The organism is Helicobacter sp. NHP19-003, assembly GCF_019703305.1.
In the GTDB taxonomy this organism is placed as follows: Bacteria; Campylobacterota; Campylobacteria; order Campylobacterales; family Helicobacteraceae; genus Helicobacter; species Helicobacter gastrocanis.
On record NZ_AP024814.1, the window covers coordinates 1,501,104 to 1,521,809 of the forward strand.

At 48.4% G+C, this 20,706-nt stretch carries 19 protein-coding genes, 1 tRNA gene, 1 other RNA gene and 3 pseudogenes; 9 read left to right on the top strand and 15 right to left on the bottom strand.

Annotated features, from left to right (window positions below; all coding sequences use genetic code 11):
• The first annotated feature begins 59 nt into the window (after positions 1-59).
• Positions 60-1,565, top strand: coding sequence for an aldehyde dehydrogenase family protein (locus K6J72_RS07690; RefSeq protein ID WP_260320585.1), 1,506 nt, complete (start codon positions 60-62; stop codon positions 1,563-1,565).
• Positions 1,565-1,876, top strand: a complete 312-nt coding sequence (locus K6J72_RS07695) for a DUF779 domain-containing protein (RefSeq protein ID WP_221279487.1) — start codon at positions 1,565-1,567, stop codon at positions 1,874-1,876. Before K6J72_RS07690 ends, K6J72_RS07695 begins: the two co-directional genes overlap by 1 nt.
• Before the next feature lie 73 nt (positions 1,877-1,949).
• Here K6J72_RS07695 and K6J72_RS07700 read toward each other — a convergent pair.
• Positions 1,950-3,307: pseudogene (locus K6J72_RS07700) on the bottom strand (outer membrane family protein).
• A 409-nt stretch (positions 3,308-3,716) separates the two neighbouring features.
• Between K6J72_RS07700 and K6J72_RS07705 the strand changes: the two are divergent.
• The gene (locus K6J72_RS07705; protein ID WP_221279488.1) at positions 3,717-4,493 is read left to right on the top strand and encodes a hypothetical protein; all 777 of its coding nucleotides are present in this window, start codon (positions 3,717-3,719) and stop codon (positions 4,491-4,493) included.
• A gap of 71 nt (positions 4,494-4,564) precedes the next feature.
• On the opposite strand, the gene K6J72_RS07710 is transcribed toward K6J72_RS07705, so the two are convergent.
• Positions 4,565-5,623: a hypothetical protein gene (locus K6J72_RS07710; protein ID WP_221279489.1), complete on the bottom strand. Its 1,059-nt coding sequence runs from the start codon at positions 5,621-5,623 to the stop codon at positions 4,565-4,567.
• A 419-nt stretch (positions 5,624-6,042) separates the two neighbouring features.
• Between K6J72_RS07710 and ssrA the strand changes: the two genes are divergently transcribed.
• Positions 6,043-6,403: a transfer-messenger RNA gene (gene ssrA, locus K6J72_RS07715) on the top strand.
• A 31-nt stretch (positions 6,404-6,434) separates the two neighbouring features.
• Positions 6,435-6,923, top strand: coding sequence for a hypothetical protein (locus tag K6J72_RS07720; protein WP_221279490.1), 489 nt, complete (start codon positions 6,435-6,437; stop codon positions 6,921-6,923).
• On the opposite strand, the gene K6J72_RS07725 is transcribed toward K6J72_RS07720, so the two are convergent.
• Genes K6J72_RS07725 through K6J72_RS07735 form a run of 3 tightly spaced genes read right to left on the bottom strand, consistent with a single transcriptional unit; the run spans position 6,924 to position 8,477 of the window.
• Entirely contained in the window at positions 6,924-7,262 is a 339-nt protein-coding gene (locus K6J72_RS07725) for a chaperone NapD (RefSeq protein ID WP_221279491.1), read from the bottom strand.
• Positions 7,259-7,729 (bottom strand): 4Fe-4S binding protein, encoded by a 471-nt coding sequence (locus tag K6J72_RS07730; protein ID WP_221279492.1) that lies wholly within the window; start codon positions 7,727-7,729, stop codon positions 7,259-7,261. Before K6J72_RS07730 ends, K6J72_RS07725 begins: the two co-directional genes overlap by 4 nt.
• Positions 7,722-8,477, bottom strand: coding sequence for an exodeoxyribonuclease III (locus tag K6J72_RS07735; protein WP_221279493.1), 756 nt, complete (start codon positions 8,475-8,477; stop codon positions 7,722-7,724). Before K6J72_RS07735 ends, K6J72_RS07730 begins: the two co-directional genes overlap by 8 nt.
• 82 nt (positions 8,478-8,559) lie before the next feature.
• On the opposite strand from K6J72_RS07735, the gene K6J72_RS07740 reads away from it, so the two are divergent.
• A tRNA-Phe gene (locus tag K6J72_RS07740) sits at positions 8,560-8,635 on the top strand.
• 6 nt (positions 8,636-8,641) lie between these two features.
• On the opposite strand, the pseudogene K6J72_RS07745 reads toward K6J72_RS07740, so the two are convergent.
• Positions 8,642-9,395 (bottom strand): annotated as a pseudogene (locus tag K6J72_RS07745) (TSUP family transporter).
• Between the two features lie 92 nt (positions 9,396-9,487).
• Between K6J72_RS07745 and gatA the strand changes: the two are divergent.
• The 3 genes from gatA (at position 9,488) to dnaJ (ending at position 13,489) form a co-directional block, all read left to right on the top strand.
• Positions 9,488-10,861 (top strand): Asp-tRNA(Asn)/Glu-tRNA(Gln) amidotransferase subunit GatA, encoded by a 1,374-nt coding sequence (gene gatA, locus K6J72_RS07750; RefSeq protein ID WP_221279494.1) that lies wholly within the window; start codon positions 9,488-9,490, stop codon positions 10,859-10,861.
• A complete protein-coding gene (gene guaB / locus K6J72_RS07755; protein WP_221279495.1) occupies positions 10,852-12,297 on the top strand; it encodes an IMP dehydrogenase in 1,446 nt (481 codons plus the stop codon). Before gatA ends, guaB begins: the two co-directional genes overlap by 10 nt.
• 76 nt (positions 12,298-12,373) lie before the next feature.
• Positions 12,374-13,489, top strand: a complete 1,116-nt coding sequence (gene dnaJ, locus K6J72_RS07760; RefSeq protein WP_221279496.1) for a molecular chaperone DnaJ — start codon at positions 12,374-12,376, stop codon at positions 13,487-13,489.
• Here dnaJ and fliY read toward each other — a convergent pair whose 3' ends face one another.
• The 9 genes and pseudogenes from fliY to aroQ all read right to left on the bottom strand — a co-directional run bounded on the left by fliY (position 13,490) and on the right by aroQ (position 20,667).
• Positions 13,490-14,371: a flagellar motor switch protein FliY gene (gene fliY / locus K6J72_RS07765; protein ID WP_221279497.1), complete on the bottom strand. Its 882-nt coding sequence runs from the start codon at positions 14,369-14,371 to the stop codon at positions 13,490-13,492.
• Positions 14,368-15,429: a flagellar motor switch protein FliM gene (fliM, locus tag K6J72_RS07770; protein ID WP_221279498.1), complete on the bottom strand. Its 1,062-nt coding sequence runs from the start codon at positions 15,427-15,429 to the stop codon at positions 14,368-14,370. Before fliM ends, fliY begins: the two co-directional genes overlap by 4 nt.
• Positions 15,422-16,117, bottom strand: a complete 696-nt coding sequence (locus tag K6J72_RS07775; RefSeq protein ID WP_221279499.1) for an RNA polymerase sigma factor FliA — start codon at positions 16,115-16,117, stop codon at positions 15,422-15,424. The genes fliM and K6J72_RS07775 overlap by 8 nt, the downstream gene beginning before the upstream one ends.
• Positions 16,118-16,120: 3 nt before the next feature.
• Positions 16,121-16,438 (bottom strand): hypothetical protein, encoded by a 318-nt coding sequence (locus tag K6J72_RS07780; RefSeq protein ID WP_221279500.1) that lies wholly within the window; start codon positions 16,436-16,438, stop codon positions 16,121-16,123.
• An 8-nt stretch (positions 16,439-16,446) separates the two neighbouring features.
• Positions 16,447-17,319, bottom strand: a complete 873-nt coding sequence (locus K6J72_RS07785) for a P-loop NTPase (protein WP_221279501.1) — start codon at positions 17,317-17,319, stop codon at positions 16,447-16,449.
• Positions 17,316-18,670, bottom strand: a pseudogene (gene flhF / locus K6J72_RS07790) (flagellar biosynthesis GTPase FlhF). The gene K6J72_RS07785 and the pseudogene flhF overlap by 4 nt, the downstream one beginning before the upstream one ends.
• Complete coding sequence (gene folK, locus K6J72_RS07795) at positions 18,667-19,149, bottom strand: 2-amino-4-hydroxy-6-hydroxymethyldihydropteridine diphosphokinase (protein WP_221279502.1); 483 nt, start codon at positions 19,147-19,149, stop codon at positions 18,667-18,669. Before folK ends, flhF begins: the two are co-directional and overlap by 4 nt.
• 9 nt (positions 19,150-19,158) lie before the next feature.
• The gene (locus K6J72_RS07800) at positions 19,159-20,175 is read right to left on the bottom strand and encodes an aminopeptidase P family protein (RefSeq protein ID WP_221279503.1); all 1,017 of its coding nucleotides are present in this window, start codon (positions 20,173-20,175) and stop codon (positions 19,159-19,161) included.
• A gap of 3 nt (positions 20,176-20,178) precedes the next feature.
• Positions 20,179-20,667, bottom strand: coding sequence for a type II 3-dehydroquinate dehydratase (gene aroQ, locus K6J72_RS07805; RefSeq protein ID WP_221279504.1), 489 nt, complete (start codon positions 20,665-20,667; stop codon positions 20,179-20,181).
• Positions 20,668-20,706: the final 39 nt, after the last annotated feature.

The window sequence follows — 20,706 nt, forward strand, 5'->3', positions numbered from 1 at the left end:
ATGGGCGTTAATCTTTGGGGGCTAAACTTCCCTTATCTCACTTAAAGAAAGGGATTGCGATGAGCGTTTATAAAGACAAGAGCCAAATTTTTAAAGCCCGCTATGAAAACTACATGGGCGGAGAGTGGGTCAAACCCGCTAAAGGGCAGTATAAGGCAAATAAAACCCCCATCAATGGAGAGGTGCTTTGTGAAGTACCCTTGTCTAGCAGCGAGGACATTGAAAAGGCATTAGATGCCGCCCACAAGGCTAAGGACACTTGGGCAAACACCCCCATTCAAGAGAGGGCAAATGTCCTTTTAAAGATTGCCGAGCGCATGGAGGCAAATTTAGAAAAGCTCGCCTACACCGACACTTGGGACAATGGCAAGCCCATTAGAGAAACCTTAAATGCAGATATACCCCTAGCCATCGATCAATGGCGTTACTTTGCCAGCTGTATAAGGGCACAAGAGGGGGGCATTAGCGACATTGCCCCCGATCTAGTCGCCTACCACTTCCACGAACCGTTGGGCGTGGTGGGGCAAATCATCCCTTGGAACTTCCCCCTGCTGATGGTTTCTTGGAAATTAGCCCCCGCTTTAGCAACGGGCAATGCGGTGGTGTTAAAACCCGCCTCGCCCACGCCCGCTAGCGTGTTGGTATTAATGGAGCTTATCGGGGATTTAATCCCCCCGGGGATCGTCAATATCGTCAATGGCAATGGGGGGCAAATTGGCAAACACCTAGCCACCAGCCCCAAAATCTCTAAAGTCGCTTTCACGGGCTCTACGGCGGTGGGGCGGCAAATCATGCAATTTGCCACAGAAAACATCATCCCCTGCACCTTAGAGCTTGGGGGCAAGAGCCCGAATATTTTCTTCCCCGACATCTACGAGCACGAAGACGCGTTTTTAGACAAAGCCATTGAGGGCTTGGTGCTCTTTGCGCTCAATCAAGGCGAGGTTTGCACCTGCCCCTCACGCGCCTTAATCCACGAAAAAATCTACGATAAATTCATGGCAAAAGTCCTAGAGAGGGTGAAGGCCATTAAAGTGGGTAACCCCCTAGACTTAGACACGATGATGGGCGCACAAGTCGATGAAAACCAAGTGCACACCATTTTAAACTATATGCAAGTGGCGAAAGAAGAGGGGGCAGAGTGCTTGATTGGCGGGGGCAAGAACCACATCAGTGGGCTTGAAAATGGCTGTTATGTTGAGCCCACGATCTATAAAGGGCATAATAAAATGCGTATCTTTCAAGAGGAAATCTTTGGCCCCGTGCTTGCGGTAACGACCTTTAAAGACGAAAAAGAAGCCCTAGAAATCGCCAACGACACGATGTTTGGGCTAGGGGCAGCCATTTGGACGCGCGACATCAACCGCGCTTATCGTGTGGGGCGTGCCATTAAAGCCGGACGGGTTTGGACGAATTGCTACCACCTTTACCCCGCCCACGCCGCTTTCGGGGGCTATAAACAAAGCGGAATCGGCCGGGAGTGCCATAAAATGATGCTCGAGCATTACCAACAAACCAAAAATATTTTGGTGAGTTACAGCCCCAACAAGCTAGGCTTTTTTTAATGCTGCAAGCCACCGACAAAGCCCGCACCTTGCTAAACAAGCTTAAAGAGGCGCACCCCGAGGGCTTTATCCTCTACCACTCTTGCGGCTGCTGTGAGGGCGGGGCGGTTTTGGTCTATGCCAAAGAGGATTTTAAAATCGGTAAGAATGATTTATGCGTGGGGGAGGTTGAGGGGGTGCGCTTATACAGACACGCCACTCAAGAGCAAGCCCAAGGCTCCATGCCCATGGTGCTAGATGTCAAGCCCTTTGAGGGGAGTGAGTTTTCTTTAACCTATGGCTTGGGGGAAAGTTTTTATTTAAAGCCCTAATGCCCCCCGCTTTAAACGCCAAAAATCCCCGCTCCCTAAGCAAGTCCCCCAAGCTAACCCCCATTTAAAGGGACTAAAAAGTGGCAATGAGTTGCGTGTAAAGCGCACTTCTGTCTTGGTAGCCACCTCCACAGTAAGTGAGGTGAGGGTTACAATAGGCGTTTAAACCTGCTTGATAACCCCTGTTGGTGTGTACGCCGTAGTAGGCGAGGTCGATCAGGCCTTTTAAATAAGGCGTGAATTGGTAGCCTAAAGACAAAATTGCCCGTCCTTCATAGGACACGGGCGCGCTGCTCCACTGCCAAGTCATGCGCCAAGAAAATTTATTTTTAAAATGCACACCTCCATAGGCGAATTGTCCGCTCACCGCATCCGCCTTTAAGCCCGTGCCATTATACCCCGCCCAGGTGCTGTTGTTGTAAAGCTCGATACCGGCTGGGTTGCCTGTGTTGCCCACCCAAGCGTTGGCGTTTCTAAAAACCTTATAAAAAGTCCCCACAATGTAAAATTCATTGAAGTCAAAGCGCTGGCGTATAATCAAGCTCTGCCCATTAGGGGTTACGGGGTTGTCATAGCGGTAAATCGCCCCACCCTTGCTGTTTACCATCATCCAAGGGGGGTAAAAAGCAAAGGTGGTCATCAAAATCGTGTTGGAGCGGAAACCCTGTCCATTAAAATTAGGGTCCGTGTCCCAGCCCACCCTAAAACCCGGGGCGTTGAACATTTCGGGCGAAAAGTAGTAAAAGCCTTCTAGCAATAAGTGGTGTTTTTTGTAGGTGAGCTGTATGGCGTGTGTACCTAAAGAAGCTTTGTGTCCGTGTGGGGTGTAGCCCCCTAGGGCGTTTTTGGTGTATCCTCCGCTGTAAACCACCCTAGGTGCCCACCAATCGCGCATTAAAGGCCCGGTGGAGTAAGCCCGCCCCCAAGAGCTAAACCACCAAAGGTTGATTCGCTTATACTGCGCCCACGCTTCAAACCCTTCTGTTTGCCCAGTTTCATAGACCGCTGTGGAGCGGTAACGCCCTGCCTTGATCCCAAAGTAGTTTTTGTAGGTGTAATCTAAATAGGCATCACTCCACACATAAAAATGGCTATAGCGAGAAAGTTTGCTGTTTTTGACTGGAGTTGAGTCGCTTTGCAAAACATCGGCCCCCCCGCCATAAAACCCATCATAAAAGGCAAACCGCTGGTACACCACAGAACCGCCCGCAAAGTGCTTGGTCCCATCAAAGAGCACGCCCCCGACCATGCCCCCACGAGCCCCTTAAAATGATGCCCCTTATTTTCTAAATTTTTTGGTAATAAAGAAAAGCCCAAAGAGAGATACCCGGCAATCGTCGCGTATTGCTGCATGGGATAAATGCCCTTTTTGGTGTTGATGGGGCTTTGGTTAAAACCGATGGTGGAGGCCTGGTTGGCAAACCCACTCAATTTGTAGTCGTAAGCAAAGCATGTCTCATTGAAGGAGAGTAACCCTAAAAGGGCGCAAAGTTTCTTGGTAACTGGACTTGGTGCTGCCATTTTTCTCCTTAAGCAAAGCAACCTGCTTGGATTTTAACATGTTATGCACTTAGTTTCTTAAAAACCTTAAAATAACCAAACCAAAGACTAAAAGTTACAAAAAGTGATGCCCCATCAAAATTAAAAATAATGGCCAAAAAGCGCAAAGACTCGAGGGGCTACGGTGATTGACTTGAGAAGCCTAAAATCCATGCAATTTGGTTTTTGTGTAATATGATAACACATTGTGCGCTTTTTTGCCACTCTTTTGAAGTGAGTAGGGCGGGTTAATGTGCTTCAAGTATAATGACCTACCCCATCCCCATATAGAAAGGCTAAAATGAACCCCTTAAGAGAAGTTTTAGAACAGAATAAAACGACCTTGATCGCCGATGCCCGTGCCTACGCCCATAAAGTCCTCATGCAACACAAGCCCTACCCGTGGCACGACCCCACGCTTTACAGCAACTACATGAAACAAGTCGCTTCGCTGTTACAGGTGGATGTGCTGGTGTTGCGCTTTGATAAAATGCTTGAAGAAGAGTTGAAGAACAATGCTGAATTGGTCGCCAAAATGGGTGAAAAGAAGCGGCAAGGTTATGCGCTCAAGGTGTTCATGCAAGATGAGGGCATGAAAGAGGGCACCAGCTCTTTAGTCAACACCGCCACAAACACCTTGCATGTGCATATCCTAACCCAGTTGCCCTCTCCACTCCGGCTCTTGCAAATGAGCGCACAAGCGGTGGGGAGCAATGCGGATTTTAGCGATGAAGACATTGAAAATGCGAGCATGTATTACGCCGACTGGTTGCGCTCTTACAAGGACTCAAAGGTTAGGGGTCTGCTTTTTGATGAGCGCACACAAAAAGTCAAAGAAAGCCTGTATCAGCCCATCTTAAACACCGCGAACAATTACCATTGGGAGATCGGCTTTAGGCGCGCAGATGCTTTACATTTTTGTGGGTTTGACGCGCCCATCCCCACTTTGGACACAAACTTTTGGCTAGACAAAAAGGCGCCTAGCCCACAATTCGCGCACCCCTTTTTCACAGAGATACACGAAGATGCGATCCCTGAGGTGGTGCTGGAAAAATTGCACGCATTTTTTCACCTATGAGTGCACAAGGGCTTTTTTGCATTTCGTGAAACTTGCTCGTGCAAGCCGACAGGCTTAGGGCTAGGAGTAGGCTATAAAATCTCATGCTTGTCCTTGATTTGGTGGATTTGCACTTTAGGGGTGCTGAGAGTTTGCACTTGAAAAGAGGGTTGTACTAAGGCTTGATTTGGGCTTACACTTTGGCTGTGGGTGTGCTCTAGGCTTTGGGTGCTTTGGGGGGCGGTGCTCGACACGCTTTGGCTGTGTTGTAGCCATGCGTTTTTACCACCACTCAGCATCCCTTTCAAGTCTTGCACGCCTCCCTGCGTGGCAAACAAGCCGTTGAGGAAGGCAGGCACGCGGTACAATAAAAATAGGATCAAAAGTGTGCTGACAATGAGAATCAAATACGCCCCGATGATTGAGGGTGTGGGCTGTGCAGGTATTAGGGATTTTATCAAGCTTTGCAAAATTTGGGTGTTGTAAAAGGCGAGCAGTAAAATCAGGGGCTGGTAAAAGGCTAGGTTAAAGCACTTTTTGGCGTAGTGCCACAGCAACTTAGGCGCAAACAACCCCAAGGGCAAGACAAACACCGCCAAAGAAAGCCACAGCAACAGCTCGATAGATACGATTAAAGTCAAAGCCAAAATGCAAGTGAGTAACGCCCCTTGTGCCAAAACAAGCCCTAGACTAAACACCGCCATAAAACTCTCTAGACTTGGGCTTTGGGTGCTTAAAAGCACTAGGCTGTGGAAATCTTGGTTGAGCAAGAACTCCAAATTAAAATGCGTGGAGTCGGTGTTGAAGGCGTGGCTGGAGGCTTGCAAACCCTGTTGCACCACTTGGGTGAGGACATTAGGGGCGTAGAAAAAGATTTCTTTAAGCCGTGTGTAAAAGGCTGTGGGGTTGTGTGTGGCGTAGTTAAAGAGTGTGAAAAACAGCGCAAAGGCACAAAGAGAGAACCAGGTTTTTGAAAAAAAGAAGTCGGCAAAGCGCACCCGATTGAGTGCCCATAGCATGAGCGCAACCACCATCGCAAGGTTACACAAGAGTCGAAAGGGGGCATTTTGCAAAATCTCTAAGCTGATTTGCTCGAGCAACACATGCGTGGGGTCTAAAAAGAAGTGTAAGATGCTTTGATAAAATTGCAACTTTAAGCCTTGTCTACAAAAGGCCATTGTAACTTTTCTTAGTTTAAAAACGCAAACTCCCAACACGCATTTTGTCAAGCATTTTGGGCATGCATTTGCATAAGGCCGTGATTTTAACACAAGGCGTTTGCCTAAAGGTTTTGTCCCATTTGTTATGTTGTAGTTTTTGCGTTTGGTGTAGGGTGGTTGCACCCCTTGCACCCTAAAGCCCCTAGCTTTGGCTGAGCGGATTCATCAAAAGATCTGCCCTTAGGGCTTTAGGCATCAACCTTGGTAATCGTGAACCCTAATGGAGTGCTTCTCTTAAAGCCATGATTTTGGGCTAAAGTCAATCCTCTAGCTTTAGTTATGGGGTGTATGTCAAACTTTAAAACTATAAAAAGTTTATTATGCTATACTCCTGTGTTTTATTTTGTTAAGGGGCTGAAACAGGATTTCGACAGGAATTGCGTTGCGTGGGTTGCATGCCAAGTGTCTCTTGTAAAACGACACAAACAATAACCGTAAACAATCCTAATTACGCTCCCAACTACGCTAAAGCAGCGTAGCGAGCTGGAAGTCTAGCGGATCGATCGGCGTTTGCTAGGCATTCCATCATCTTTAGCCGATTGCCTTTAAGAGTCGCTCGCCTCTTAGGGTAAGACCAGAGCTAGGGGTTTCTTTGGGGCTTTGAGAAGTTAGCCTGTGAAGCCTTAAGACCTTTAACTTCTCTAAGCATGTAGAAGCCCATGTTTAGGATGCAATTTTTGGACTGGGGTTCGACTCCCCACAGCTCCACCATGTAGATTTGGCATTTAGAAGGATTAGAAAAATGGATTTACGATTGCGTGCATTTTTAGCTCCCCTGTTGTTTTTCTTTGGATTTCTCCCCCTTTGGGGCATTGACATACAAGCCCTTGTAGAAGAGCAAGCCAAAAGCGCGGATTTGGCAAATCAATTGGTCAGCGTGAGCAATAAAATGCTCGAGGGGGCGATCGACGCGGGCAAGAATTACCAACAAGTCAAGCAGCTTGACAAATTCTACCAAGAGAGCAAGGGTTTAAGGGCGGTGCTAAACCCTAACAAGGGCGCGTCCAAACCCACAGGGCTAGGGGCGGTCTTTAAAAAAGCCATCGAGCCCCCTGTGGATTTAGACAAAGCTCTAAGCCTCACAAACGCTTTACAAAAAGAAGTCAAAAACGCCAATCAAGATGGGCTAGATTACAGCCAAATGTTGAGTGTGCTCAACCAGCTTGAAAACTCTTTGCAAACAGCCCTAGATTTAAAATCCCAGTGGCTCGACACTAGGAAGGCAAACTAGCTACTGATCCTTCAACCAGTTATTGACATCCCCCCCATAGCGCACACTTCGAGTGTCTGTGTTCTCAATTTTTTCTAGGCTCGCTTGTATATTTGGGGGCAGAGGGTTTTCATCGCTGTAACTATAATGCATGTGTGCACTAACAACTCCCCTAGTCTGCTCAATCGCCCGATTTGCCCGCACCTCCTCATTGACATTTTCTGCTTCAATCAGGGCGATAATGACTCCCTTATCCTTGTCGAACGCCCCCACCTCAACATTTTTAATGTTGTTAAGACTCTCTAAAACTCCCTCAAACGCCTCTAATGTTACCCGTACAATCACACTTGAAATATTCATACAGACCTTTTCATAAATAAAATCGCTTGCGTGGGGCAAACGCCCACGCAAAACCCACACCCCGTGCAAGCTTGCCAGTCTATACGGGGCTTGAGCATGCCTAAAAAATGAATCGCCCCATCCTTGCAAGCGTCTTGGCAGGCCAAACACACCACCCCCTGATGCCCCAAACATGCAGCGGTGTCTATCAAGGCCACAGCTTCTATGCCTATATCCTCTTCCAACACCCCTCCCAACTCAGCACACGCCTTTAAACACGCCCCACAAAAGGTACACCCGCTTTGGCTAAAGTCTAAATGGGGAGGCTCATCTGGTGCTTTGACAATGATATTTTCCGGGCAGCTTGACACACACCCCCCCACACACGCCACGCAAATATGGGCTTTCTGGGAGTTAAAATAGGGCAGGGGGACAGCAAAGGGCTTTTTATGGTCTTTGAAAACATCCCTTAAAGGTTTCTTAGGCATGCAACTCTAGCCCTACGGGGCAGTGGTCGCTGCCTAGAATATGGGCGTAAATGTGGGCGTTTTTGAGCGTGTCTTGCAAACTGCAAGATGCTAAAAAATAATCAATGCGCCAGCCGATGTTGCGTTCTCTCGCTTGACTCATATAACTCCACCATGTATAAACCTCCCTTTGCTCGGGGTAAAAGTAGCGGTAGGTGTCTATAAAGCCCACTTGCAACAACGCACTAAAGGCTTGGCGTTCGGGGTCGCTAAAGCCGGCATTGTAGCGATTAGCTTGCGGATTGGTTAAATCGATCTCTGTGTGCGCCACATTCAAATCCCCACACAGCAACACCGCCTTTTTAGCCATAAGCCCGCTTAAAAACTCTCTAAACACCCTCTCCCACTCCAAACGATAGGGCAGACGCACCAGCCCCCTCTGGGCGTTGGGCACATAGACATTGACTAAGTAAAACTTAGGGTATTCGCACACCACCACTCGCCCCTCTAAGTCGTGCTCTGCCACGCCGATCCCATAGTCCACGCTCAAAGGCTCTTCTTTGCTAAGGGTCAGCACCCCGCTATAGCCCTTTTTTAACGCGCTGTTCCAAAAAGCGTGGTAACCCTCAAAGGCAAAGTTTGCTTGCTCGGGGTGCATTTTGGTTTCTTGGATGCAGAAAATGTCCGCCCCACTTTGCTCTAAAAAGCCTTGAAAGCCCTTTTGCATACAAGCCCTCAACCCATTGACATTCCACGAAACCAAGCGCATAGCACCCCTTTACCAAAAAATCGACTTCATTATAACATTTTAAGTAAAATTTTAGATAATAGTGTTTAGAATGAGCGTTTATGGCTTGATAGCTCAGTCGGTAGAGCAGGAGACTGAAAATCTCCGTGTCGGTGGTTCGATTCCGCCTCAAGCCACCATGAATTTCAATGTAAAAAATCCCAAAACAATTTTAAAATAGTCGCCCCCACCACGCTTAAAAACACCTTGCGGATAAACTTCACTTCTTGACGCACCACCAAATTAGAGCCTACCCACGCCCCCAACATTTGCCCCACGCCCATTAAAAGCCCCACCGCCCAAATGACATGCCCGCCGATTAAAAACATGCCAAGGCTGATGAAATTGCTTGTGAAGTTAAAAACCTTCGTGTGTGCTGTGGCTTTTTTGAGATTAAAGCCCAAGAGAGAAACTAGAGCAAAAGTCCAAAACGAGCCGGTGCCCGGCCCAAAAAAGCCGTCATAAAAGCCCAGCCCCACGCCAAAAACGCCGTAAAATAGGGGGACTTTGAGTTTAGCAGGGCGATCGCCCTCGCCCATTTTAGGCGAGAGCAAGGTATAGACAAAGATGAGCAATAAAAAGATGGGGATTAAAAGGCGAAGTAAATCCGCCTTGAGGTGCAAGATTAAGATTGTGCCCACACTTGCCCCCACCCCCACGCAAGCCACCCCAAAAGCCACTTCTTTGAAAGACACCATGCCCTTTAAGCAGAAATTGAGCGCCGCCGTGAAACTCCCAAAGCTGCTTTGTAATTTATTCGTGGCGAGGGCTAAATGGGGGGATGCCAAGAGCTAGTAGGGTAGGCACGTGATGAGCCCCCACCCCCGCGATCGAATCGACCAGCCCCGCACAAAAAGCCGCCAAAGCCACAAGGACATAAACATACCACTCTAAAAACACCAAAACACCCCTAAAAGTTTTCGCCAAGCTAGATTTTTCTATAACAAAGTTTTACTCTGTATTTGCTAAGATAAACGAAAACAGGAGATTCAATGCTGACACTCACGCAAGCGATGGAACTAGCCCCCCAAGAATTGGAAGAGTTGAAAAAGCAAATCGCACAAAAAGCCGCCACAAGCGAGCTAAACGCCTATATCCGCCCGCCCCAAACCGAGGGCGCAAGTGCTGGGGGTGTGCCGATTCTCATTAAGGACAACATCAATGTCAAGGGGTGGGAGATCACTTGTGCGAGTCGCATTCTACAGGGCTACATTGCGCCCTACCATGCCAGCGTGGTGGAAAACTTGCATAAAAGTGGCATGTGTGCCTTTGGCGTGGCAAACATGGATGAGTTTGCGATGGGCAGCACTAGCGAGTCGAGTTGTTATGGACCTGTGAAAAACCCTAGAGATTTAAGCCGTGTGGCGGGGGGCAGCTCAGGCGGCTGTGCGAGTGCGGTGGCAGGCGGATTAGCTCTGGCGGCTTTAGGCAGCGATACCGGCGGATCTATCCGTCAGCCGGCAAGCTTCTGTGGATGTGTGGGACTCAAGCCCACCTATGGGCGGGTGAGCCGCTATGGGCTTGTGGCCTACAGCTCTAGCTTGGATCAAATCGGCCCCATCACACAAAATGTCGCCGATTGCGCCCTTTTATTAGATGCCATCAGCGGACACGATCCCAAAGATTCCACAAGTGCCAAACAAGACCCCTTACTCACCTTTAAAAATTTAGACGCCAACAAACGCTTTAAAATTGGGGTGCTTGAAGACTATTTAGACGATGCCGACCCTTGCGTGCAGAAGGCCTACTTTGACACCACAAAGCTATTAGAAGAGATGGGGCATGAGATTGTCTCTCAAAAGATGGCAAATGGCAAGTTTGACACGGCGGCTTACTACATCATCAGCACGGCGGAGGCTTGCTCGAATTTAGCCCGATTTGATGGAGTGCGCTATGGGCGTAGGGCAAGTGCAAACAACCTTAAAGAGATGTATACCAAGAGCCGTACAGAAGGCTTTGGGGCTGAGGTCAAAAGGCGCATCATGCTGGGTAACTTTGTGCTTAGCAGCGGTTACTACGAAGCCTACTACCAAAGGGCGCAAAAAGCACGGGCATTTGTCCGTCAACAATACGCCCAAATTTTTAACGAAGTGGATATTCTTTTAGCCCCCGTAGCTCCCTCTGTTGCGCCCAAATTCAATGCACATGCCAGCCCCTTAGAAATGTATCTCAGCGACATTTACACGGTCGGGGTGAATTTAGCTGGACTGCCTGCCATATCCTTGCCTGTGGCTAAGAGTGTGGAGGGCTTGCCCATCGGCTTGCAATTTGTCGCCCCGGCCTTTGAAGAACAGCGCGTTTTAGACACCGCCTTTGGGCTTGAGGGTGCATTAAACCTCACTTTTAAGGGCGTGGCATGCAATTAGTCCAAAAAGCCCTAACCTTTGAAGATGTTCTGCTCTTGCCTGCTTTCTCTGAGGTCTTGCCTAAAGAGGTCAGCGTGGTTTCAAGGCTGAGTAAAAATATTTCCTTAAATATCCCCTTTGTGAGCGCAGCGATGGACACGGTGACTGAGTACAAAACCGCCATTGCGATGGCTCGTTTGGGCGGGATCGGCATCATCCATAAAAACATGGACACTCAGGAGCAAGTCAAACAAATCCAAAAGGTGAAAAAGAGCGAGAGTGGGATCATCCACGACCCCGTTTATATCCACGCTGAGGCGAGTTTAGCTGAGGCAAAGATGATCACCGACAATTATAAAATTTCAGGCGTACCGGTCGTGGATGCTGAAAAAAAGCTCATAGGGATTTTAACCAATCGGGATTTGCGCTTCGAGCTAGACTTGAGCCGGCGTGTGGGAGATGTGATGACTAAGGAAAACCTACGCACCGCCCCCGTGGGCGTGAGTTTTGAGGAGGCGCAGGCGATCATGCACGAACACCGCATTGAAAAGCTCCCCATTGTGGATCAAAACAACACCCTCAAGGGCTTGATCACCATCAAAGACATCCAAAAGCGCATCGAATACCCACAAGCCAACAAAGACCATTTAGGGCGTTTAAGAGTCGGTGCAGCCATAGGGGTCAATCAGCTCGATCGGGCACGGGCTTTAGCCAAAGCGGGGGCGGATGTTTTGGTGCTTGATAGCGCACACGGGCATTCGCTCAATGTGGCAAAAACCCTAGAGGCGGTTAAAAAGGAGTTGGACATTGATGTGGTGGTGGGCAATGTGGTTACGGCACGGGCGACTAAGGATTTGATCAGCGCAGGGGCTGATGGCATAAAGGTGGGCATTGGGCCGGGCAGCATTTGCACCACCCGCATTGTCGCCGGCGTAGGCATGCCCCAAATCAGCGCGATCGACAATTGTTATCAAGAGTCCAAAAAACACAATGTCCCTCTCATCGCCGATGGGGGGATCAAGTATTCGGGCGATGTGGCTAAGGCTCTGGCGGTGGGAGCGGCGTGCGTGATGATCGGCTCTTTAATTGCGGGCACAGAAGAATCCCCCGGGGACACCTTGATTTATCAAGGGCGGCAGTATAAGAGCTATCGGGGGATGGGCAGCATTGGGGCGATGAGCAAGGGCAGTTCGGACCGCTACTTTCAAGAGGGGCTCGCGTCTGAAAAGTTAGTGCCTGAGGGGATTGAGGGGCGGGTGCCTTATCGGGGCAAGATCGCCGACATCCTCTACCAGCTCGTGGGGGGGTTGCGCTCGTCTATGGGCTATTTAGGGGCACTAGACATCCCCACACTCACCGCCAACGCCCAGTTTGTGGAGATCACCGCAGCAGGGCTTAAAGAGTCGCATGTGCATGATGTGGATATTACGAAGGAAGCCCCCAACTACCACGCCTAAAAAGCACCCCCTTTGGGGGTTTTCAAAGATTTTAGGGTAAAATAGCCCCTTTTAAACTAAATGATGAGGTGTCTTAGTGGATTATTACGAACTCTTGGGCGTGGACAAAGGGGCGAGCAAAGAAGACATTAAAAAGGCATTTAAGCAACTCGCCCGTAAATACCATCCCGATTACAACCCAGACAACCCAGAGGCCGAAGAGAAGTTTAAACAAATCAGCGAGGCTTATGGGGTGCTTAGCGACGATTCAAAACGACAAATCTATGACCGCTACGGCAAAGAGGGCCTGCAGGGGCGTGGCATGGGGGGCTTTAATGATTTGAGCGACATTTTTGCCGACTTGTTCGGGGAGGATTCGCTCTTTTCTAACGCCTTTGGTTTTGGCAAACGCCAGCAGAGCAAAATCTCTAGAGATGTACTTGTGGGCTTAGAGCTTAGTTTTAAAGAGGCGGTCTTTGGCTGTAAAAAAAGCGTGGATTTGGAATATAAAGCTTTTTGTGTGGATTGTCAGGGCAGTGGGGCGAAAGACAATAAAATGCAAGCCTGCAAGGCATGTCAAGGCCGGGGGCAAACTTTCGTGCAACAAGGTTTTATGACCTTAGCTAGTACTTGCCCCAAGTGTCAGGGCAGCGGACAAGTGGCTGTGGAGAAATGCACGGCGTGTAAAGGGGAGGGCTTTAAGGTGCAAAAAGAAAGCTTTGAGCTCGATGTGCCCGAGGGCATTGACAATAAAAACCGCATTAGAGTGCCTAATCGGGGCAATGAGTACCAAAGGGGGGTTAGGGGGGATTTGTATTTAGAAGCCGTGGTGGGACAGGACGAGCATTTTTTACGCGATGGCGCACACATTTACATCGAAGTGCCTGTGTTTTTCACTTCTATCCCGCTAGGTTCTAAAATCATGGTGCCTTCTTTGAAAAACGAGCTGGAGTTGCAAATCCCCCCAAACACAAAGGACCGGGCGCAATTTGTGTTTAAAAATGAGGGGGTGAGAGACATCCAAACGGGGCGTTATGGCAATTTGGTCGCTGTGCTTAAAATCCTTTACCCCGAAAAGCTCACAGAGAAACAACGCACGCTTTTGACACAATTACACGAAAGTTTTGGGTTTGAAAGCGAGCCTTATAAAAATGTGTTTGAAGTGTGTTACAGCAAGGTCAAGCAATGGTTGCAAGACCTAGTGAAAAAATAGCTAGCTGTTTTTGAGTTGCTCTAGGCGATCCTTTTTACTGCCGATGTCGGTGATTTGGATGCCAAAGTTGCCATCCACGATCACCACTTCCCCCTTAGCGATCACTTTATCGTCTACGAGAATTTCTAAGGGGTCATTGACCATTTGGTTGAGCTCCACCACGCTGCCGATGTCCATAGACACCACATCTTTGAGGATCATCTTTTTCTGCCCGATGCGCACCCTGACATTGAGCTTGATGTCTAAGAGCATGTTGATGTTGCGGATTTCTAGCTGTTCTAAGGAGTGATCGCCATCGGCGCGCTCCGCTCGTTGTACTACAGGGATACTAGGTGCTGCAGGGGCGGGGCGACCTTTGGGGACATTTTGAGGGACTTCTTTTTTATTGAAAATGTCTAAAAACACCCCCCCACAGAAAATAAAGAAACTCGACTCCAAAGCGTCTAGTTTAAAGCCAAATTCAAAACCATCGCTGTAGGGATCGAGTGAGGACGCATCGTGGGCAAAGACCGCCCCCTCTGTTTCAAAACCCAGTTTTGGCAGGGTTTCTTGAGATTTTAAAGCCGTGCTTAGAGCCCCAAAGACATTTGCGCCGATCTCTTTGATCGCGTCTAAGTCGTCCGCCTCTAAAGTTTCCTTAGAAGTCCCCTCCCCGCCAACTATTAAATCCGCTAGGGCTGTCGCCATCGCTACAGGGATCGCTAAGGTGATTGTTAAGTTTGCGTTAGGGGTAACATGGATGGCCACGGAAGCATGTTCTATGAAGATAAAATCCCCCACAGAGATTTCGTTTTTCAGCTCCACCTCGGGGGTTTTGCCCAGCAAGCCGCTGATGGTGGTGGTGAACTCTTGCACAAAGAGCTTTAAAAAATCGCTGATCATTCTTCTTCTTCCTTAATGTTGCCGATTTTGATTTTTCTTTGGTTTTCCAGCACTTCTAAGATTTCTTTAACCTTGTCTTTTTCGGTTTGGATCACTTCTTTGATTTGGATGGTTTTGCGGTAACCCTTGTAGCCCACTGTGGCCAAATAGCGTTCTTTTTTGTCAATGTTCACCACCACCACATCGTTTGCCACTTTGTTTAAGCGAATCGTGTCTCCCACGACCAAATCCAGCACTTCTTTTAAGGTGAGTTGCACGCCCCCTAAGAACGCCGACACATCCACACTCGCCCCCCCCACCAGAGCTTGCAATTCTTTATTACGGCTTTTTTTGGAGCTGGTTTCTGTGAGCATCACATCGCGGTTGCCCATTTTAGAGAGAATCCCCTCAATGGAGATCACGGGGTAGCACAAGTTCATCATGCCTCTAGAATGCCCGATCACAATCTCCATCACCACCATGATGACGATTTCATTTTGTGCCACGATTTGCACCACATTCGCACTCGACTCTTTGGCATCGATTGTGGGGTAAAACTCCGTAACAGGACTCCAAATGTCTTTTAAGATTTGCATGACCTGCTTTAAAATCGTGTCTAAGAGATTCAGCTCAATGTCGCTAAACTCACGCATTTGCTCATAGGCACTCCCCTTGCCCCCGAGCAGGCGATCGATCATGGGAAAGACAATGCTGGGGTTGACCTCTAAGACCCCATTGCCCCCCACGGGCTTCATGGAGAAGACATTAAAGCTGGTGGGGCTGGGCAAGCTCATCAAAAACTCCCCATAGGTCATTTGATCCACGCTGTGCAACTGAATTTCCACGATGGAACGCATGATTGCCGACACTTGGCTAGACAAGCTCCTTGCCATTTTGTCGTGGATGCTTCTAAAGGAGCGGAGTTGCTCCTTGCTCACCCGATTGGGGCGTTTGAAGTCGTAGAGGGTGATCTGTTTTTGGGGCAGGATTTCGTGTTTTTGCAGCGTGTTGACATCATCGCCCTCATCCACCACTTCTAAAAGGGCATCGATCTCCTCTTGACTTAAAATATCAGCCATTTCTCTCTCCTAGAGATTTGCGTACCTTTTTAATCACCTCTTTAATGATTTGCGAAATACGCGACTCGGTGATCCCTAAAATCTCGCGGATTTCGCTCAAATTCAACTCTTCAAAAAAATACAGCTGGATCAAGAGCTGTTCGCGATCGGTCATGGTTTTAAGCGTGGCTTGGATCGCACTTAACAACTCTTCAAACTCTAGTTTCTTGGTGATGTTGTCTTGTTCTAGGACACTAAATTGCTCGTCCATGGGCACATGGGCGTAAATGTCAGACGCCGCCTTTGCGTCTCTAATTTTGGCAATGTCCTCGTTTAAGACCTCTGCCAAATAGACATCATCGGGTTCTTGCCCGTGTTCGTTGTAATACTTGGTGATTTCGTTGTCGATGCTTTTAATGAGCTTGCGCGATGCGCGCGACACCACATCTAAAGAGCGTAAATAATCTAACATCGCTCCATTGACCCGCGTCTTGGCATAGCCCCAAAACGAGTCGTTTAAGGCGACATCGTAACGCCTAGAGAGCTTGATGAGCTCTTCTGTGCCTACAGAAACCAAATCGTTAAAGTCTACAGAGCTGGGCAAGCGTTCTTTTAAGCGGAACGCCATCGAACGCACGGCGGGCAAGTATTGGATCGCCAGCTCATCTTGGGAGCTTTGGATGTGGTCTAAATAAGGCGTGCTGCTCAAAGATTAGCCCTCGTTATACTCATACTCGTAATTGCGAACATAGTTGAGCAAGTCTTCCACTTCTTTCTCTCGTTGTACAAACTCTTTGCTAAAGTGGGTCAATTTACGCTCTAACTCCGCCTTGTTTAAGAATTTCTTGCGTGGATAGACGAAGCCCATATACACCGAAGCAAAGAGCAAGATGATCAAATAAAAACCCACGGTGGACACTAAAGTGCCAAATAAGATGTATTCGGCTTGGTCGAACTTGAGTAAGGACAAAACCAGCCCGATGAAAAACCCACCCACAATGGAAAAATTGACGAAGTTTTCTAGTTTCATGCCACACCTCACAGATACCTAAGTAAGCGTTTGAAAAACCCGATGAAATTGTCCTTGGGGGTTTCGATCACGCCCTGCTCAAGTTTTAAGGTTAAAATTTTCACAATCTGCCCCATGGACAGCGAAAAGGCGTCGAAAGGCTCGCTCTTGCAGAGCAATTTGCGGTCTTTGATGGAGCGTCTTACAGCATTGCTGTTTTGGATATTGCCCAGATAGTTTAAATTCATATGGGGGATGTTCTCTTTAGCGACCCTTTGGATCCCCCCAAAGATTTGCAAGGCTTTTTCTGCCGAATCGACCATATTCACCAGCACAAAGGCATCGTCCTTGGTCTTGGAATTGACTTTGATCGTGGTGTAGGCATCGGTGATCGCGGCTGGATCGGAGGTGGTGATCACCACAACGCAATCGCTCGCCCTTAAAAAAGCTTGCGTAAATTCGCCAATGCCCGCCCCCGTGTCGATGATCATATAATCCAAGTCGTCTAGTAGTTTGGTTTCATCCACGAAACTATCCAAGATGTCTTGGCTCACATATTTAAAAATCTCTTCGCCGCTATCCCCGGGCACTAAGTAAAAGCCCTCTTCAAGCGGGTAGATCACCTCGCTAAAATGCACTTCCCCCCGCAAAGCGTGCAAAATATTTTTTGTGGTCTTGATGCCAAAGATGATGTCTAAATTCGCTAGCCCAATGTCCGCGTCTAAAACCCCCACCTTATAGCCACTTTTAAACAAGCTGTAGGCTAAATTCGCACTGATCGTGCTTTTACCCACGCCCCCCTTGCCCGAAGTCACCGCCACAAACTTGGTCTTGCCCCTTTTGTTAAAAATGCTCTGCGGCTCCATGATGTGTTCTAAACCGCTGGCTTGGTTGTGTTTCATGCTTGTTTCCCCGGATGTGTGAAGCCATCGAGCATGCAATCGACCAAGTAATCATTGCTCGCCACCAGCAAATCCATAGGCACTTCCTGCCCGATAGATAGGTAGCTGATGGGTTTTTTGCTCTCATAGACTAAAGAAAACAAGTTTCCAAATCCCCGGCTTTCGTCTAATTTTGTGAAGATCAGGCTGTCGATCTCCAAAGGGCTAAAGGCGTTGTAAATGTCGGTCAAGTCCTCGTATTTTGTCGTCAAGGACAACACTAAAGCTGTGTCAATTTTATATCCATTTTCTGTAAATTTCTTTAAATTTTCAATCTTTTTGCTGTCGTGTTGTGAATGCCCCGTGGTGTCGATCAAAACCACATCGCAATACTCCAAAGCCTGCATCTCTTTATTGAAGTCTTGTGCATCCATCACCGTTTCAATGCTGATCTTCATTTTCTTGGCGTACCACACGAGCTGCTCCACTGCCCCGATGCGGTAGGTGTCTAAAGTCAAAATCCCTACTTTGTATTTTTTATCCAGCATTTTGGAGTAACGGGCGGCGAGTTTGGCTAAAGTCGTGGTCTTGCCCACCCCCGTAGGGCCCACAAGCATGACGATCTTTTTACAATTTAAATCCAGCCCCTCGTGCCGGCAATAAATCATCTTGCGCAACACTTCGCGAAAATAGCGCTTCACCGTCACCGAGTTTTCGCGCATTTTCACGGGCATGAGCTCTAGGCTCAAACGCATGATCTCGTCTAGGTGGTTTTTATGCATGCCGCTGTTTTTGGCAAGGCGGTAAATCTCGGCAAATTCGTGGGGGATCAACAAGCCCTGCTCTTTTTCCTCGCTCCACACCATGTTTTGGATCAACTTTAAATTGTCGTTGATTTTATTCAGCTCGCCCTTGATGGAGTGCAAAGCCGCTCCCTCGGCTTTCTCCCTTTCTTTTTCCTTTTCTCGATTGCTCGGACTTTCTGGTTGGCGCACCTGGGCATCTCTTAGGCTGTCTTGGGCGATTTTTGCCAGCTCTTTAGACGCGTTGATCGTGGCGGGCTTGATGGGCGCATCCTCATCCACGCCGGCCAATTTACGCATTTCGCGGATGGTGGCGGACAAGTCCACCTGCACGCCCTCATCGGGCTTTGGCTTGGGGGGGCGGACATTGTCTAGTTTTTCTTGCATGTTGTTGGTTTTGGGGGGTTTTCTTGATCCACCGCCACGACCACCTCATAAAGCCCGGGCTCGGTTAAGGTTTTCTTGCGTATCTCTTTGGCTTTCACCACCAAGGCGTTGTGCCCGTGTTCGCTTTGGGCAAGCTTCAAGGCTTCGGCTGTGGTTTCTCCGCTGTAAGTGTAGAGTTTCACGCTTGCCTCCATACTAGGGCTTGTAAGAATAAGGGTAGAGTTACAGAGGGGCGTTTGTCCCATTGAGGGTGGGGCAGGTTCAAATGGGCCTGCTTGTAAACCACGCGGTTGTAAAAGATCATGTCGATGTCTAAAGTCCTCGGTGCATTTTTAAAGGCGCGTTGCCGTTTGCGCCCGAACCGGCGTTCTAAATAAAACAAAAGCCCTAAGAGTTGGTTTAAACTCCAGCGAGTCGTGAACACCAGCGTGGCGTTGTAAAAGTCGTTTTGTGCCGTGTAGCCAAAGGGCGGATTGATGTAAAGGGGCGAAGAATGTAGGCTAGAAAACATGCGGTTGTTAGAGAGCCACCGCCATAATCTTTCCAAGACCGCCCCAGACGCGCCCTCATTGCTCCCAATGCCCCACACCACGCTGTTTTTTAAACGCAAAACCCGCTTGCATTTTTTAGGGTAAAAAGGGGAGTAGACCACGGTTTGCACAAAGACCCCTCACAACACGACAGCTCTTGAGCCTTGCACGACCACCAAATCCTCAATCCGCACCCCATATTTGCCCGGGATATAAATCCCCGGCTCAATCGAAAACACCATGCCCTCCTCTATGATGGTCTGGCTTCTTTGGGAGATGAAGGGCAATTCGTGGATGTCTAGCCCAATCCCATGCCCTGTGCTGTGCGCAAAATACGCCCCATAACCGGCCTTTTCAATCACCCCTCTAGCTAAGCTGTCGATCTCTTTGCCTGTCATGCCCGCTCTTAAATTTTCAATGGTGTATTCTTGCGCTTTTTGCACCACAGCGTAAATTTTTTGCAATTCTTGGTCTTTAAATCTTTGCTCTTTTGAAAAGCCAAAACCCTTGTTAAATTGTGCCGTGCGGGTGCGATCGGCGCAGTAGCGTTCATACTTCAAGCCCACATCCACTAAGAGCAAATCCCCTTCTTTTAGGGGGTCTTTTGAGGGCAAGGCGTGGGGTTTAGCGGCATTGGCGTTCACCGCCACAATGGGCTCAAAACTCAAGTCAAACTCTCCGCTGTGGGTTAAAAACTCTTTGACTTTGAATTGTAAAAAATGTTCGCTAGGTGTATCCGCGGTGTGCAGATATTTAGCAAAGGCATCAAACGCCCCTCTGTTGAGTTCTTGCGCTTTTTTCAGCAAAGCCACCTGCTCGGGAGTCTTGACGATCCTTTGTTTACGGTGGTGGTCTGGATCGCCCACAAGCTTAAGATTTGGGAGTGCCTCTTGCAAGTGTCTGTAAGCTTGTACACTCACTTGGGCGGGGTCGAAGTAAAGCTCTTTAAGACTGCTTGGGATTTTCTCCACCACCGCCCGCCACAAATCACTAGCCTCGATCACCTCAGCGTTTTTAATGTTTGCGCGTGCCTCTAAAGTGTAGCGGGCATCGGTGATGAAAAACGCCTCTCCCTTAAGCTGTAGAAAAACCGCATGGTCGCAACTGTAGCCGCAAGCGAAGTATTGGGCGTTTTCATCGGTGGTGAAATGCGCCAAACCCTACTCTTTTGCCTCAAGTTGTTGGTTGGCTTGGCTTTCTTTAATCGCTTTAATTTCAGCCAAAATTTGCATCATCGCAATCATGGCGACATGGTAACCAAACGCCCCAAAGCCGGTCACAACACCCGCGCTCACGGCACCGGTGTGGGATACCTTGCGGAATTCTTCACGGGCAAAGATGTTTGTCAAATGCACTTCAATCACGGGCATGTCAGCGAGCATGATCGCATCGGCAATGGCGATGGAAGTGTGGGAGAACGCTCCTGGATTGATGATGATCCCCTCCACATCGCTGCCCACGCACTCTTGGACTTTATCAATGATTTCACCCTCAAAATTGCTTTGAAAAAACTCTAATTCTAACTCATTTTGTTTGGCAAAATTTTCCATGTTTTCGTGGATCTGCTCCAAGGTTACGGGACCATACAGCCTAGGGTCTCTGTGCCCCAACATGTTTAAATTAGGCCCCTGAATGACAAGAATTTTCATAAGAACTCCTTTCAAAATAAGAGCTTGATTATAGCATAA